At 73.7% G+C, this 15231-nt stretch carries 12 protein-coding genes; 1 reads left to right on the top strand and 11 read right to left on the bottom strand.

Annotated elements, in window-relative coordinates; translation table 11 throughout:
• Positions 1 to 86 precede the first annotated feature (86 nt).
• The 4 genes from arr to rfbA form a co-directional block, all read right to left on the bottom strand.
• A complete protein-coding gene (arr, locus tag CXH06_RS05665; RefSeq protein WP_114854186.1) occupies positions 87 to 503 on the bottom strand; it encodes an NAD(+)--rifampin ADP-ribosyltransferase in 417 nt (138 codons plus the stop codon).
• Between the two features lie 41 nt (positions 504 to 544).
• The gene (locus tag CXH06_RS05660; protein WP_114854185.1) at positions 545 to 1936 is read right to left on the bottom strand and encodes a bifunctional dTDP-4-dehydrorhamnose 3,5-epimerase family protein/NAD(P)-dependent oxidoreductase; all 1392 of its coding nucleotides are present in this window, start codon (positions 1934 to 1936) and stop codon (positions 545 to 547) included.
• Positions 1933 to 2937, bottom strand: coding sequence for a dTDP-glucose 4,6-dehydratase (rfbB, locus tag CXH06_RS05655; protein WP_114854184.1), 1005 nt, complete (start codon positions 2935 to 2937; stop codon positions 1933 to 1935). Before rfbB ends, CXH06_RS05660 begins: the two co-directional genes overlap by 4 nt.
• Positions 2938 to 3127: 190 nt before the next feature.
• Complete coding sequence (rfbA, locus tag CXH06_RS05650) at positions 3128 to 4006, bottom strand: glucose-1-phosphate thymidylyltransferase RfbA (RefSeq protein WP_114854183.1); 879 nt, start codon at positions 4004 to 4006, stop codon at positions 3128 to 3130.
• A gap of 114 nt (positions 4007 to 4120) precedes the next feature.
• On the opposite strand from rfbA, the gene add reads away from it, so the two are divergent.
• The gene (gene add, locus CXH06_RS05645; protein ID WP_114854182.1) at positions 4121 to 5233 is read left to right on the top strand and encodes an adenosine deaminase; all 1113 of its coding nucleotides are present in this window, start codon (positions 4121 to 4123) and stop codon (positions 5231 to 5233) included.
• A 121-nt stretch (positions 5234 to 5354) separates the two neighbouring features.
• On the opposite strand, the gene CXH06_RS05640 is transcribed toward add, so the two are convergent.
• The 7 genes from CXH06_RS05640 to CXH06_RS05610 all read right to left on the bottom strand — a co-directional run bounded on the left by CXH06_RS05640 (position 5355) and on the right by CXH06_RS05610 (position 14848).
• On the bottom strand, positions 5355 to 6149 hold the full coding sequence (locus CXH06_RS05640) for a hypothetical protein (RefSeq protein WP_232820213.1): 795 nt from the start codon (positions 6147 to 6149) through the stop codon (positions 5355 to 5357).
• 448 nt (positions 6150 to 6597) lie between these two features.
• The gene (locus CXH06_RS05635; protein ID WP_114854181.1) at positions 6598 to 8958 is read right to left on the bottom strand and encodes a UvrD-helicase domain-containing protein; all 2361 of its coding nucleotides are present in this window, start codon (positions 8956 to 8958) and stop codon (positions 6598 to 6600) included.
• Between the two features lie 502 nt (positions 8959 to 9460).
• Positions 9461 to 10747, bottom strand: coding sequence for a glycosyltransferase family 4 protein (locus tag CXH06_RS05630; RefSeq protein WP_114854288.1), 1287 nt, complete (start codon positions 10745 to 10747; stop codon positions 9461 to 9463).
• A complete protein-coding gene (locus CXH06_RS05625; RefSeq protein WP_198684015.1) occupies positions 10744 to 11301 on the bottom strand; it encodes a PRC-barrel domain-containing protein in 558 nt (185 codons plus the stop codon). The genes CXH06_RS05630 and CXH06_RS05625 overlap by 4 nt, the downstream gene beginning before the upstream one ends.
• 235 nt (positions 11302 to 11536) lie before the next feature.
• A complete protein-coding gene (locus CXH06_RS05620; RefSeq protein WP_114854179.1) occupies positions 11537 to 12355 on the bottom strand; it encodes a TetR/AcrR family transcriptional regulator in 819 nt (272 codons plus the stop codon).
• 37 nt (positions 12356 to 12392) lie between these two features.
• On the bottom strand, positions 12393 to 13484 hold the full coding sequence (locus CXH06_RS05615) for an aspartate-semialdehyde dehydrogenase (protein ID WP_114854178.1): 1092 nt from the start codon (positions 13482 to 13484) through the stop codon (positions 12393 to 12395).
• Positions 13481 to 14848: an aspartate kinase gene (locus tag CXH06_RS05610; RefSeq protein WP_114854177.1), complete on the bottom strand. Its 1368-nt coding sequence runs from the start codon at positions 14846 to 14848 to the stop codon at positions 13481 to 13483. The genes CXH06_RS05615 and CXH06_RS05610 overlap by 4 nt, the downstream gene beginning before the upstream one ends.
• Positions 14849 to 15231: the final 383 nt, after the last annotated feature.

Below are 15231 nucleotides of genomic sequence, written 5' to 3'. Positions count from 1 at the left end.
GACCACGGGCCGCAGGGACCGGGAGATCCTACAGAGCCCGGGGAGTCGTTCCCTGCGCGTCCGGGAGGCTGCTGCCTCCCGGCATCTCAGTCGATGATCTGCCCCGGCTCCGTCCCGGCGATCCCCTCCTGCATGGCCCGGACGCTCTCCGGGCTGTGGCGGGGCCAGTCCTCCAGCTCGCGGACCACCCGCACCGGCTCCAGGGTGCGATACGAGCGGGTGGGATTCCCGGGGAAGCGCTGGTCGGTGACGTTCGGATCGTCCTCGAGCGCGCCCGTCGGCTCCACGACGTAGATCCGCGGCTCCCCCGCGCCGCGGGCGAGCTGGGCTCCCCAGGCGGCGGCAGCCAGGGTCTGCGTGAGGTAGACGTGGCGCATCGCCAGGTCCTCGCGATAGTTGGAGGGCTGCGCCGGCCGCAGCAGCTCCCCCGGGGCGAGCTCGGCCTTCGTGCCGTGGAGGTAGACGCCCTCCGCGAAGACCTCGAAGGGGACAGGTTCGGTCATGGCGATCTCTCCTTCCCGCGGACGGCTCCCGTCCGCCCTGGTCAGCTCTCCAGCCGCTCTCGCAGCGTCTCCCGATGGTCCCGCGGCGCGAAGCCCGTCGCGCGGATCCTGGTCAGGTCCAGCGTGGAGTGCCGGGGCCGGGGCGCGACGTGCTCCCGTCCCGCCATGTACTCGGCAGTGCTCACAGGGCGCACCCGGGCCGGGTCGTGGCCGGTGAGGGCGAACACCTCGGCGGCGATCTGCGCCCAGCTCAGCGGCTCCCCGTCGCCGGTGACGTTGTAGATCCCGGCGGCCGGGCGGGCGGTCAGCAGGTGCTCGATGGCGGCGGCGAGATCGTCGGCCGCGGTGAGCCGGCCGATCTGGTCCGCGACCACCGACGGGTCCACGCCGCGCGCGGCGAGGCCCGCCATGGTGTCCACGAAGTTGCTCCCCGCCCCGAGCACCCAGCTGGTGCGCACGATGTAGTGATCGGGCAGGGTCGCCACCAGCTGATCACCAGCGGCCTTGGTCTGCCCGTACACGCCCAGCGGGCTCACCGGCTCGTCCTCGTCGTGCACCGCGGCGAGGCCGTCGAAGACGTAGTCGCTCGAGACCTGCACGAGGGTCGCCCGGTGCGCGCGGGCCTGCTCCACCAGGTGCGCCACGCCGGTGACGTTCACGGCCCAGGCGGCGCGCCGGCCCTCCGGGGTCTCCGCGGCGTCGACCGCGGTGTACGCGGCGGCGTTGACGATCGTGCCGTACCCGGAGAGGTCCAGCGCCGCGAGGCTCGCGGGGTCCGCGAGATCCACCTGGTCGCGGCTCATCACGTCGACGTCGGCCCGATCCTCCCAGCGCGCCGCGAGCGCGCGCCCCAGCTGCCCGTTCCCGCCCAGCACCAGGGTGCGCCGCGGCGGCACGGGGGTGACCTCGTCCAGGCGCGGATGGGCGCGGTCCTTCGCGGACAGCTCCGCCTGCGCCAGCGGGATCGGCCAGGGGATCGCGGCGGTCTCGTCGGCGAGGTGGACGAAGGTGTACTCCGCCTCCGGCGACCAGTGCTCGTTGACCAGGTAGGTGTAGGCGGCCGGGGCCTCGAGGGTCTGGAAGCCGTTGGCCACCCCGCGGGGCACGAACACCGCCACCTCGGGGGTGATCTCGAGCCAGTGGGCGGTGCCGAAGGTGGGCCCCTCGCGCAGATCCACCCAGGCCCCGAACACCCGACCGCTCGCGACCGAGACGTACTTGTCCCAGGGTTCGGCGTGCAGGCCGCGGGTGACGCCCGTGGCCTGGTTGGAGGAGATGTTGTTCTGCACCGGGCCGAAGTCCGGCAGCCCGGCCTCGACCAGCTTCTCCCGCTGCCAGTTCTCCTTGAACCAGCCGCGCGCGTCCCCGGGCAGCGGCAGCTCCACCACCAGCAGACCGGGGATCGGCGTGGGGCGGACGCGCGGCCCGCTCACTGGCCCGCCGCCCGGTACATCGCCTCGGTCGCCGCCTTCTGCGGCCGCCACCGGTCCTCGTTCTCGCGGTACCACCGGATCGTGTCCTCCAGCCCTGCCTCGAAGTCCCCGTAGCGCGGCGTCCAGCCCAGCTCGTCGCACAGGCGGGAGGCGTCGATGGCGTAGCGCAGGTCGTGCCCGGGACGGTCGGCGACCAGCTCGTAGTCGTCCTCCGCCCGGCCCATGTGGCGCAGGATCGCGCGGACCACCTCGCGATTGCTGCGCTCCCCGTCGGCCCCCACCAGGTAGGTCTCCCCGATCTCCCCCGCGTCCAAGATCCGCAGCACCGCCGCGGCGTGGTCGTCGGCGTGGATCCAGTCGCGCACGTTGGCGCCGGTGCCGTAGAGGCGCGGGCGCACCCCGTCCAGGAGGTTCGTGATCTGGCGCGGGATGAACTTCTCCACGTGCTGGCGCGGCCCGTAGTTGTTCGAGCAGATCGACAGCGTGGCCCGGACCCCGAAGGAGCGCACCCACGCCCCCACCAGCAGGTCGCTGCCGGCCTTGGTGGCCGAGTACGGGCTCGAGGGGTGGTACGGGGTGGTCTCCGTGAAGCGCTGCGGGTCGTCGAGCGCGAGGTCGCCGAACACCTCGTCGGTCGAGACGTGGTGGAGGCGCACCCCGTGGCGCCGTACCGACTCCAGCAGCGTGTACGTGCCCACCAGGTTGGTCTGCACGAACGGGGACGGGTCCGCCAGGGAGTTGTCGTTGTGGGACTCCGCGGCGCAGTGGATCACCGCATCGGCGTCGCGGATGATGTCGTCCATCTCGAGCGCATCGGTGATGTCCTGGACCTCGAGCCGGACCCGGGTGCGGGGCAGGCCCTCGAGCGAGGCACGGTTCCCGGCATAGGTGAGGGAGTCGACCACGGTGACGATGTCGTCCGTGTGCTCGATGATGTGGTGGACGAGGGCGGAGCCGATGAATCCGGCACCGCCGGTGACCACGAGATGGCGAGAGGTCACAGCGAGATTCTCCTGACGAGGCGAGGGGCGGCCGAGGGGCTCGGACGCGGGAAGGCTACCGCGGCGGCGACACCGCAGGAGGCGGGGCGGGGCCGGTTGTGGACGACGGGCCGGCGGGGCCGATGTGGCGGGTGCGCCGACGCGGCCGACGGGGTGGCCATGGAGGGTGCGGCGCCGGGGCGGACGGGCCTCACCGCGGCCCGTCGGATCGGTCCAGCACGTCCAGCAGGTACCGCCCGTACCCGGAGGCGAGCAGCGGCTCCGCCCGTCGGCGCAGCTCCTCGTCGCTGAGCAGACCCATCCGCCATGCCACCTCCTCGGGCGCGCCGATGGACAGGCCCTGCCGCGACTGCACGGTGCGGACGAACTCCGCGGCGGCCGCCAGGTCGTCGACCGTCCCGGTGTCCAGCCACGCGGTGCCGCGCGGCAGCACCTCCACGCTCAGCATCCCGTCCTCGAGATAGCTGCGGTGCAGATCGGTGATCTCGAGCTCCCCGCGGGCCGAGGGCCGCAGCGCCCGCGCCCGCTCCACCGCCGTCTCGTCGTAGAAGTACAGGCCCGGCACGGCGAGGTTCGAGCGGGGCGCGGCCGGCTTCTCCTCGAGGGACAGCGCCCGTCCGCCCTCCCCCATCTCCACCACGCCGTAGGCGCTGGGGTCCCGCACCCGGTATCCGAAGACCGCCGCCCCCTCCAGCTCCCGGTAGCGGCGCAGCTGCGTGCCCATGCCCGGCCCGTGGAACAGGTTGTCGCCCAGGATCAGCGCGCAGCGGCCGCCGTCCAGGAAGTCCTCGCCCAGGGTGAGGGCCTGCGCGAGGCCGTCCGGGGAGGGCTGGGCGGTGTAGCGCAGCGTGATGCCGAAGCGGCTGCCGTCGCCCAGCAGGCGCTGGAACGCCGCCTGATCCTCCGGGGTGGTGATGACCAGGATGTCCTGGATCCCGGCGAGCATCAGGGTGCTCAGCGGGTAGTAGATCATCGGCTTGTCGTAGACCGGCATGAGCTGCTTGGAGACGCCGTGCGTCAGGGGATGCAGCCGCGACCCCGTGCCGCCGGCCAGAATGATGCCACGCATGCTCCGCAGTTTCTCAGGTCTCACGGCGCGGCGGGTGGGAGCGCCGGTTCGTGGCGGCACCTCCGCAGGTCATCGCGGAGTTCATCGGGTGGCGCGGCGGCGTACCCTGGCGCCATGAGCCTCTCCCCCGCCGTCCTGCGCTCGCTGCCGACCGTCGCCCTGCACGACCACCTCGACGGCGGGCTGCGCCCGGCCACGGTGCTAGAGCTCTCCCGCGAGCAGGGCCTCACCCCGCCCGGGAGCAGCGCGGAGGAGGTCGCCCGCTGGTTCCACGACGCCGCGGACTCCGGCTCCCTGCCCGCCTACCTGGAGACCTTCGAGCGCACGGTCGCGCTGCTGCAGACCGCTCCCGCGCTGCGCCGCGTCGCCCGCGAGTTCGTCGAGGACATGGTGGCCGACGGCGTCGTCTGCGCCGAGACCCGCTGGGCTCCCCACCAGCACACCGCCGGCGGACTCACCCTCGACCAGGCCGTGCAGGCCGTTCAGGACGGCCTCGACGAGGGGGTGGCCGCCGCGCGCGAGGCGGGCGCGCCGATCGTCGTGGGCCAGCTGCTGTGCCACCTCCGCCACCTCGAGCCGACGGACGACCTGGTCGAGATCGCGCTGGCCCGCCGCGGCACCGGGGTGGTGGGCCTGGACCTGGCCGGACCCGAGGCCGGCTTCCCGGCGGAGCGCTTCCGGGCGCAGTTCGAGCGGGCCCGCGCCGAGGGTCTGCACGTCACGATCCACGCCGGGGAGGCCGACGGCCCCTCCTCCATCGCCTCCGCCCTGGACTGCGGGGCCGAGCGGATCGGGCACGGGGTGCGCCTGCTCGAGGACGTCCGTGGCCAGGAGTTGGGGCCCGTCGCGGCCCGCGTGCTGCGCGAGCAGGCGTGCCTCGAGGTGTGCCCCAGCTCGAACCTGCAGACTGGGGCGGCGGCGGGGGCGACCTCGACCGGCACGGATGCGGAGCACTCCCCGTCGGCGGCCCTCCTGGCCGGCCATCCGGTGCTGCGTCTGCAGGAGCTGGGCCTCCCCCTGGCCATCAGCTCGGACAACCGCCTCATGAGCCGCACCTCCACCTCGCGCGAGCTCGCTCTCGCCGCGGAGGCGGGCGGCTGGACCCTCGAGGAGGTCGAGGCCGTTGTCCTCACCGGGCTCGCCGCGAGCTTCATCCCGGAGGCCGAGCGCACCGCGCTGCGCGACGAGGTCGTCCTCCCCGCCTTCCGCGCCGCCCGGGGAGCCTGACGGGGCCCGGGTGGGCGCCACGACCTGCCCCATCGACCTGGTGATGTGGTCGGGTATAGGCCTTCATACGCGACCACATCACCAGCTCGCCAGATGCCTCACCGGTCGCCCCGTGACGAGGTCAGGGCGTCCACCCCTGCGCACGGAGCTCTGCCCTCACGAGCTGGACAGCGCGCGCAAAGGAGTTCCGCGCATCTGCGGCATGGAGGCGCACCTCGGTCCACCCCGCCTCCCGGACCCGCCGAGCGCGCGCGATATCCCGTGCCACCTGGTCGTCGTCGCTGTGGGTCCGACCGTCGTACTCGGCCGCGACACGGTAGCGAGCCCATTGGAAGTCCGGGGCGTGCCGCGCCACGCCGTCCTCACCGATCAGGGGGACGTTGATCTGCGGCTCCGGCAGGCCGGCGCGGAGGAAGGCCAGGCGGGCGAAGGTCTCGCGCGGTGAGTCGGCACCGACTCGCACATCGGCCAGGGCGCTCCGCAGGGCCGATGCGTGACGTCCCGTGCACTGAGCAGCCAGCTCCTCCACCGTGCATCGCGGCGCCCTGCGCCCGCTCTCAAAGCGGGGGCGCGGCGTCCTGACCAGGTGATCTCCTACCGCCACGAGGGCGTCGTGGCTCAGATGCCCGGCGAGGTCCCGCCAGGTCCGAGAGTACGAGGTGATCCGCACCGGCAGCTTCTCGAGATCGCGGATCGAGGCATTCTCCGACCCATTGACGATGGCCAGGGACCCCGGGTGCACGATGACCACCGATCGGAGGTCCGCGGGGGCGAGGGTGATGTTGTGCCAGCGCACCGTGGTGTCCGACCCCTTGTACCCACCGGGGACAGCCAGATGCACCGGCGTCCCCGAAGTCCAGGTCTCGAGCCTTCTGGGCAGCGGCACGTGCAGCAGCCGCGCTGCGGACAGACCCATCACCGCGACCCTCGCGTTGCTGCGGCAGTACGCGGACGCCACGTCCAGTTCGGTGATCTCCGTCGACGTCCGCCTGTACAGGCCGACACGAATCCGCTCGAGGTCCGAGCGAAGCAGCCGCCGGGGCGCGATCCCGGCCTCGACCGCCTCCTTCCGCGTGAACACGCGCGACGTGAACCCCTCGGGAAGCGGATCCGGTCGTCTCGGCATCGCCACAGGATGGACGAGTCGCCGAGTGCCGATCAGAGTTGCCCACAACGCCCAGGTCAGCGCGACCTACGCCCCCACTCGGACGGGAGGCCCGTCCCAGTCCGCCCCAGCGCCCGCCCTCACCGTTCCGAGCACCGACCCCGGAGCGCCCCGCAGATCGAGCTGGTGATCCGGTCGGGTATGAGCGCCCATTCCGGACCAGATCACCAGCTCGGCGATACGGAGGCCGCTCCGCCGCTCAGGCCAGCGGCCCCCGCTCCCACCCAGGCCCGAGGTCCCGCTGCACGCTCCCCTGCTGCACGGCGACCAGGGTGCTGGTCGCGCGCGTGAGGGCGACGTACAGCATCGCGGTGCCGTGCTCCGCCTCGATCCGGTCCGGGGCGTGGACCAGGACGTGGTCGAACTCGAGTCCCTTCGCGGCCGGCACCGGCAGCACCACGAGGCTCTCGCGCAGGTCGTCGTCCGAGGCGGCGATGCCCTGCCCCGCGAGCGCCTCGAGCACCCACGACGGCTCCGGGGTGATGATCGCGCGCTGCCCGGCGCCGAGCGCGGAGCGGGCCCAGGAGATCACCTGCTCCTCCTCGTCGATCGCGCCGTCGACCAGGTGGGCGGGCCTCCCGGTGCTGCGCACGGCGTCGATCTCCCGGGCGTCGGGGCGCAGCTCGTGCAGCAGCGGTGCGACGGCCTCCACCAGCTCCCGCGGGGACCGGTAGCAGATGGTCAGCTCGGTCAGGCGCGGCTCGGTGCGCAGCGCGGAGAGGCGATCCGCCCAGGTGGCCGTCTCCAGGGGCGCCGCGGTCTGGGCGATGTCGCCGACCACGGTCAGCGATCGGGTCGGGCAGCGGCGGGCGAGCATGCGCCACTGCATCGGCGTGAGCTCCTGGGCCTCGTCGACGATGATGTGCCCGTAGGTCCAGCTGCGGTCCGCGAGGGCGCGGGTGGCGAGGTCGCGGGAGTCCGTAGCGGCGCTGCGTTCGGCGAGATCCTCGGCGCTGACCAGCCCGGCGAGCCCCGGCGTGGCGGCGATGACCCGCTGCGCGTGGGCGATCTCGCGGCTCTGCGCCCGCGCCGCCGCCTCGCGCTCCTCGGACTCGTCCAGGCCCAGCAGCTCGGCGGCCTCGTCCAGCAGCGGCACGTGGGCGTCGGTCCAGCCCGCCTCCACGCTCGCCGCCAGCTGTGCGCGCTCGTCGGCGCTCCACCGGGGCGCCGTCGGCTCCGCGGTCCCCGGTCGGGGCGGGGCGTCCCGGTCGAGGCCCTCCCGGAGGAAGCGGGTGACGGCCTCCTCGGGCGAGAGGTGCGGCCACAGCTCCTCGAGATCGGCGGTCACGGAGGCGTCGGCCTCGAGCTCGGTGCGCAGCTGCCGGCGCGCGAGCGCCTGCTCGGCCTCCGCGTCACGGCCCTCCTGGACGGGCATCAGCGCGTCGGACCCCCGATCCAGCGCGGCGTCCACGCCCCGCAGCACGTCCTCGAACCCCTCCTCGACGTCCTCCAGCATCGCCGCGTCCGCAGCGGCCACGCGGTCGGTCAGCTCCTCGAGGATCAGCTCCCGGAAGTGCTCGCGGGCGATGTTGTGGTGGCGGCTGTGCTTCTGGGCCCGGTCGGCGCAGCGCGCGACCACCTCCGGGTCCAGGAGGTGCTCCTCGCCGTCCCAGCGCACAGGGTGCCCCGTCGCCGCGCTCGCCCCCTGCAGACCGGTGAGGAAGGCGTCCAGCGCCCCGGCCAGGGCCTCGTCGCCGAGCAGCCGCTGCAGCGTGCGGTCGGCGGGTCGGGTGGGGCCGAGGTCCGGCAGCAAGCCCTCGATCGTGCTGGTGACGACGTTGGTCTCGCCCAGCGCCGGCAGCACGTCCCCGATGTAGCCCAGGAAGCGGGAGTTCGGGCCGATGATGAGCACGCCCCGGCGCACCACCTCGAGCGCGGAGTACAGGAGATAGGCCGCGCGGTGCAGGGCGACGACGGTCTTCCCCGTGCCGGGAGCGCCCTGGACCACGAGGGTGCCGCGCCGCGGAGCGCGGATGATCGCGTCCTGCTCCGCCTGGAGGGTCGCGACCGCCTGGTGCATCCTCCCGTCGCGGGAGCTGCCCAGGGCGCGCAGCAGGGCCCCCTCGCCCACCAGCTCGGACTCGCCGGCCCCGGCCGCCGCGTCGCCGCCCGGCCGCTCGGAGCCGTCGGTCCCGCCGAGCAGGTCGTCGTCGACCCGGATCACGCGCCGACCCTCGAGAGTGATGTGCCGGCGACGCAGGAGCCCCTGCGGGGACCGCGCGGTGGCCGCGTAGAACGCGGCGGCGGCCGGGGCGCGCCAGTCGATGACCAGGCGCTCGTCCCCATCGCGGAGCCCGACGGGCCCGATGTGCACCCTCAGCCCGTCCTCCCGGTCCAGCCGGCCGAAGCACAGCGTCGACTCCGCGTGCATCAGGGCGGTCAGCCGCGCCCCGAGGCGGCGCACCTCCGCATCGCGCTCGTCGAGGTCGGTCGCGCTGCGGGCGTCCCGGGCGAGGGCCGCGGTGCGTCGCTGCTCGAGCTCGGCGAGCTCGGCGTCGCGCCGCCGATGGGCGCGATCGAGGTGGTGCTGTTCGGCGGCGATCTGCTCTGCTGCGGTCACAGGGGCGCTCCGTTCCTGGCGCGCTCGGGCGCGCCGCGTTCCTGGCACGCGCGGGCGTGCCGACGGGCAGGGAGTGAGGGGAGGGAACGCGGGAGTCTATGCCGACGCGGCGCGGAGGACAAGAGGTCGACGCGGTGCCAGCACGCGGGCGGAGGCGACGGGCGACAGGCGACAGGCGACAGGCGACAGGCGACAGGCGACAGGCGACAGGCGACAGGCGACGGGCGACGGGCGACAGCGGACCCTCGCCGCTCATCCCCCGCCTCGCCTCCAGCCGACGGGCGGCTCCGACGCTGATCCCGCGGCCTGGGCGAACCGTGGAGGTCAGATGCGCCGCTATGCCGCCCCTCAACGGCACACCTGGCTTCAGAGGCACGAGTGAGGCGAGGGCGCGGCGCGGATGCGGGCGCGGCGAGGATGGGGGCGAGGCGCGGGCACGGGCACGGGCACGGGCGCGGGCGGTATGCACCACGCCACGGTGGCACGCGCCCAGTTCCACACGTCAGCCCGGCATGACCTGCCGGAGGATCTCCAGGTAGCGGCGGGCCAGGGCGTCGTCGTCGGCGTGCTCGGCGACCCAGGTGCGGCCGGTGGGGCGCACGGCCGCGCGGGAGCGATCGGCGGCGAGCTCGCGCCACAGGGCGACGAGCGCGGGGAGGTCCTCCGGGGGCAGCACGTCGCCGGCATCGGCCTCGCGGACGACGTCGGCCGCCTCGCCGTTCAGCAGAGCCGTGATGTGGCGGCCGGTCGCGAGGATCTCGTAGAGCTTCGAGGGGACGGTCCAGGTGAAGGGGGCCCAGTCGCGCAGGGAGACGATCACGGTGTCCGCCCAGGCGTACTGCTCCCCCACCTGGTGGTGGGGGATGCGCGGCAGCACCTGCACCGGGGCGTCGAGCTCGTAGGCCAGCGCCGCGAGCGCCGGGGCGTCCACGCCGTGGCCCACCAGGCGCACCTGGAGGTCCACGCCCTCGCGGCGCAGCGCCGCGGCGGCCCGGATCACCGTGTCAAGCCCCTGGGACCGGCCCATGTTGCCCAGGTAGAGGCAGCGCAGCGCCGGGTGGTCACCGGGCGGGTGATCCTGCTGCGCGGGGACCCGGCGCAGGTCCGTGCCGTTGCGGACCACGTGGACGATCCGCACCCCGCGCTCGCGCAGCACGTTGGCGAAACGGGAGGTGGTGGTGACCACGGCGCGGGCCCCGCTCTGCCAGTCCGTCACCTGCTGGTGCACGCCCCCCTTGGCCAGGGCGATCGCCCAGTCCAGGGTCCGACGGGCCATGCGGCGCTGCGGAGCGTGGGCGGTCTCCGGCGGCAGCGCGCCGATGGTGCCCACGTGCGTGACCAGGTCCGGCCAGGCGTCCCGCATCTCGACCACCAGCGGCACGCCCCACAGCCGCGACAGGGTGCGACCCACCAGCAGCGTCGGGATCGCGGGGGCGGTGGCGATGATGACGTCGGGCCTGGTGCCGGGCCGGGAGAAGCGGCGGCGCAGCCGGCGCAGCGCATCGGCCGCCGCGACGACGTGATCGGCGGTGCGGGTGCCGATGTCCGCGCGGTGCGGGAGGTAGGCGGTGCGCAGCACGGTCTCGCCGTGCCGGCCGGTCTCGACCGCGCCCACGCGGTGCGCACGGCGCTGCGCGGTAGTGGGCGCGCCGCTGGGGTAGTGCGGGACGGGTGCGGCGACCGTGACCCGGTGCCCGGCGGCCACGAAGCGCTGCACGAGCGCGGACCAGCGGCGCTGCGGTGCCCCGAACTCCGGGGCGTAGTAGTGCGTCAGCAGCAGGAGCCTCATGCGCACGGCGGCTCCTCGCCCGACACCGCCGCGAGCCCCAGCGCGGAGGCGGCCGCGCGCAGGTCCTGCGGCGTGGCATGGCTGATGTCCGGGGGGCGGTGCCCGCCGCGGACGGTCTCGGCGTCCACCCGGAGCCGGACGGCCTGCGGGTGCGGGTGCTCCTCGCCCGGACGGCGGCCGGCGGGCGCCTCACTCGCCGCCTCAGCGCTCTCCGCCCCCGCGCTCACCTCCCCCGTGTTCGCGGCCTCGGTGCTCGCGGCCTCGATCACGTCGCTGATGTTCGCGGGCGGGAGCTCGTCGATCGCGGAGGCGGGGATCAGCACGCTGCGGGAGCTGAGCTGTCGGCGCACCACGGTGATCGCGGCCAGCTCCCCGGAGGCGTCGTGCTGGTAGATGTCGCGCACCAGGCCGACGTGCTCGCCGTCCCGGCCCAGCACGGTCGCCCCCGCGAGCGCCCGCAGCCGGGCGTCACGTCGCTGCCGGGACAGCTCGCCGTCGGAGGACGGTTCCCCGCTCCCGGCCTCCGCGGCGCGCGAGGAATCGCGGTCCTTCACATGCCCTCCTGACGTGTCGCCCGTGGTCACACCGTCGCCCCGCTCGGCGTCGTCCGCCGGGTCAGCGCCCCGCCCGTCGGCAGCGGTGCCCGAGCGCCGTCGCGCGGTTCGGCGACATCGTCCGACGACACCGCGGAGCGGGGACGGGGACGTCGAGCAGCGGCTCGTCGACTGCCGCAGGAGGTGGTCACGTCCACGCATCCTAGCGACTGCCCCGCCAGGGTCCGTGGACGGATCAGTCCACGAGGCACAGGCGCAGGAAGTCGCGGACGTCGTCGACGGGATCGGCGCTCCGGCAGCTCTGCAGCTCGCGGACCGTGTGCTCACGCACGGTCACGCTCAGGAGCAGGGAGAACAGGGAGCGTGCGGCGTGCGCCGCGTCCACCCCCGTGACCAGGCCACCGGTCTCGCCGATCCCGGACAGCGCCTGCTCCAGCACGTGCTCGTGGACCAGGCGCAGGCGGGCGATGCGGTAGCGGCCCGGATGGTCCGGGTTCACGACCTCGGCCGAGAGCGTCGCCAGCAGTGCCATCGAGTGCTCTCGCGGATCCCAGGGCCCGGCGAGCGCCGCGGTCAGTCGGGGCGCGGAGGTCAGAGAATCCACCGACTGCAGGAGCCCCTGCGCGTGCGCCTCCAGCCGATCGACCACCGCGGCGAGCAGAGCCTGCTTCGAGGCGAAGTGATGCAGCATCCCCGGATGCGAGATGCCCACCCGGCGCGAGATGTCCCGGAGGGACGCGCCGTGGTAGCCGCGCTCGGCGAAGAGCTCCGAGGCGCCGTCGAGGATCTCCTCGCGACGCGGCTTCGCCACGGCGGCCTCGGCGCCGTCGAGGAAGCTGTCGACCTCGGCGGCGGCGCGCCCCGGCACGCCCGACTCCGCCTCCGAGAGGGAGAGGGCGTCGAGGGAGCGCAGGGCGCGGACCATCGTCTTGCCGCTCGGCGATTCCATCGGCGGCTCGAAGGACTCGTCGCCCGCGCGATCCGAGAACACGGTCGAGAGGGGCGAGGGTCCCGCCCCTGCGCCGTGCAGTCCGTCCGGGATGTCCAGAGCCATCGCCGTCCTCCTCGGGAGTGTTATGCGGTAATCGTGGTCACCGCTGCTGGGCGATGAGCTCGGCGATCTGGATAGCGTTCAGGGCCGCACCCTTGCGAAGGTTGTCGGCCGCGGCGAACAGTACCAGGCCCTTGCCCTCGGGGACGGACCGGTCCTCGCGGATCCGGCCGACGTAGGTTCCGTCCTTGCCGGCGGCCTCCAGCGGGTTGGGCACCTCGACGACGGTGACCCCGGGGGCGGCCTCGAGCAGCTCGGTGGCACGCTCCACGGTCAGCGGCCGGTCGAACTCCGCGTGGATCGCGAGCGCGTGCCCGCTCATCACCGGCACCCGCACGCAGGTCCCCGCGACGGGGAGGTCCGGCAGCCCGAGGATCTTGCGGGACTCGTTGCGGAGCTTCTGCTCCTCGTCGGTCTCGCCGGAGCCGTCGTCCACGAGGTTCCCCGCGAGGGCCACGACGTTGTAGGCGATCGGCAGCTGGTACACCGACGGCTCGCCCAGATCCACCGAGGAGCCGTCCAGCGCGAGCTGCTCCATGTCCTCGACGCCGGCGCGGACCTGGTCCGCGAGCTCCGCGACGCCGGCCACGCCGGACCCGGAGACGGCCTGGTAGGTCGCGACCTTCAGCCGGGCCAGGCCCGCCTCGTCGTGGAGGACCTTCAGCGCCGGCATGGCGGCCATGGTGGTGCAGTTCGGGTTCGCGATGATGCCGCGCGGGGTGTTCTCGATGTCCCCGGGGTTCACCTCGGAGACCACCAGCGGCACCTCGTCGTCGCGGCGCCAGGCCGAGGAGTTGTCCACGACCACGGCGCCGGCCGCGGCGAAGCGCGGGGCGAGGGCCTTCGAGGTGGAGCCGCCGGCGGAGAAGATCGCGATGTCGACGCCGGACCCCTCGGAGGTGATGTCCGCGGTCTCGGCGTCCTCGACGGTCAGATCCGCACCGGCGTAGGAGACGGTGGTGCCGGCGCTGCGCGCGGAGGCGAAGACACGGATCGCGCGGTGGGCGACGGCGCGCTCGGCCAGCAGGGCCAGCATCACGCGGCCCACCTGGCCGGTGGCGCCGACCACGCCGATGACGGGCCCGTCGGCCGCGTAGCCGGGGGTGGTGGTGAAGTCGATCGCGGTGCTCATCGTCCGGTCCCTCCGTAGACCACGGCCTCGGTCTGCTCGGCGTCGAGGCCGAACGCCGTGTGGATCGCGCGCACGGCGTCGTCGAGCCGGCCCTGCTCGGTGACCACCGAGATGCGGATCTCCGAAGTGGAGATCATGTCGATATTGATGCCGGCCTCGCCCAGGCAGCGGAACAGCGTCGCGGAGACGCCCGGGTGCGAGCGCATGCCGGCGCCGACGATGCTGACCTTGCCGATCTGGTCGTTGTACCGGACCTCGCGGTAGCCGATCTCCCCCTGCGCCTCCTCGATGGCCCGCAGCGCCGCGGGGGCGTCGGACTCCGGGAGGGTCAGGGAGATCGCGACCGTGTCGTCGACGGTCGAGGAGTTCTGCACGATCATGTCGATGTTCGCGCCGGTGCCGGCCACGACGTCGAACAGCAGCGCGGCGCGGCCGGGGACGTCCGGGACCTCGACGACGGTGATCTTGCCTTCGCTGCGGTCGTGCGCGACGCCCGCGATGAGCGGCGCCTCGAGGCCCGGTGCTGCGATGTCGTCCATGGGGAGCTCCTTGGTCGGGTCGGCGGCGTCGCGTCGGACGACGTCCGCGGTGCGGAGGGTGACGTCGGGGTCGATGGGGATCACGCGCTCGGCATCGTCGGCCACGATGGTGCCGAGCCGGCCCGAGTACGAGGAGCGCACGTGCAGCGGCACCCCGTAGCGGCGGGAGTACTCCACGCTGCGGGCCATGAGGATCTTCGATCCGTTCGCGGCCATCTCCAGCATCTCCTCGCTGGAGATCAGCGGCACGCGCCGCGCCGCGGGGGCGATCCGCGGGTCCGCGGTGAACACGCCGTCGACGTCCGAGTAGATCTCGCACACGTCCGCGTTCAGCGCCGCCGCGAGCGCGACCGCCGTGGTGTCCGAGCCGCCGCGGCCCAGCGTCGTGATGTCCTTCGTGGTCTGCGAGACGCCCTGGAAGCCGGCGACGATCGCCACCGATCCCTCCTGGAGCGCCTCCTGGATGCGACCCGGGGTGACGCGCAGGATGTGCGCCCGGCCGTGCACCTCGTCGGTGATCAGGCCCGCCTGCGAACCGGTGTAGGCGCGGGCCTGAATCCCGGTGTCGTTCAGCGCCATCGACAGCACCGCCATCGAGATCCGCTCGCCGGCCGTGACCAGCATGTCCAGCTCACGCGCGGGCGGGTCGTCGCTCACCTGCTCGGCCAGGTCGATCAGGTCATCGGTGGTGTCCCCCATCGCGGAGACGACGACCACCACCTGGTGGCCCGCCTTCGCGTAGAGGGAGATCCGGCGGGCGACGCGCTTGATGGAGTCGGCGTCAGCCACGGAGGATCCTCCGAACTTCTGGACGACCAGGCTCATGGGGGCGGTTTCCTTCGCGTTGGCGGGCATCGGGTCGGTCGGACCTGCCGCCGACCCGGGGCGCGAGAGCACCCCGCGGCGCGGCACACAGAACCGCCAGTCAGTCTACGAGGACCCTTCGCCAGAAGCCCGTGGCCCCGCGATACGAGACATGACACCAGGTCAGAGCGATTTCCGGACGTGTCCCACACAACATCGGCCCGGGCGCGGCGCCGCGCGTCGGGCCTGCGGCGACCGGGGCGGTGGGACGGTGCGTCCGGGTCGGCGGAGCGGCGCGTCCGGGTCAGCGGAGGTGTCAGGACCGAGTCGAGGCGAGGAGATGCCGATCAGTGTCGACATACGGCCAACCTCCGTATATATGGCGCAGCCTGGCCGCATTCCGA

It is taken from the genome of Brachybacterium sp. YJGR34, from assembly GCF_003347015.1.
Lineage (GTDB): Bacteria > Actinomycetota > Actinomycetes > Actinomycetales > Dermabacteraceae > Brachybacterium.
This window is presented reverse-complemented; position numbering and strand designations above follow the sequence as displayed.

Bases quoted from the DNA above. Each gene is read 5' to 3' on its own strand.
- arr (WP_114854186.1), bottom strand. From the start codon at position 503: ATGACCGAACCTGTCCCCTTCGAGGTCTTCGCGGAGGGCGTCTACCTC.
- rfbA (WP_114854183.1), bottom strand. From the start codon at position 4,006: ATGCGTGGCATCATTCTGGCCGGCGGCACGGGGTCGCGGCTGCATCCC.
- add (WP_114854182.1), top strand. From the start codon at position 4,121: ATGAGCCTCTCCCCCGCCGTCCTGCGCTCGCTGCCGACCGTCGCCCTG.
- CXH06_RS05640 (WP_232820213.1), bottom strand. From the start codon at position 6,149: ATGGGTCTGTCCGCAGCGCGGCTGCTGCACGTGCCGCTGCCCAGAAGG.
- CXH06_RS05630 (WP_114854288.1), bottom strand. From the start codon at position 10,747: ATGAGGCTCCTGCTGCTGACGCACTACTACGCCCCGGAGTTCGGGGCA.
- CXH06_RS05620 (WP_114854179.1), bottom strand. From the start codon at position 12,355: ATGGCTCTGGACATCCCGGACGGACTGCACGGCGCAGGGGCGGGACCC.
- CXH06_RS05615 (WP_114854178.1), bottom strand. From the start codon at position 13,484: ATGAGCACCGCGATCGACTTCACCACCACCCCCGGCTACGCGGCCGAC.
- CXH06_RS05610 (WP_114854177.1), bottom strand. From the start codon at position 14,848: ATGAGCCTGGTCGTCCAGAAGTTCGGAGGATCCTCCGTGGCTGACGCC.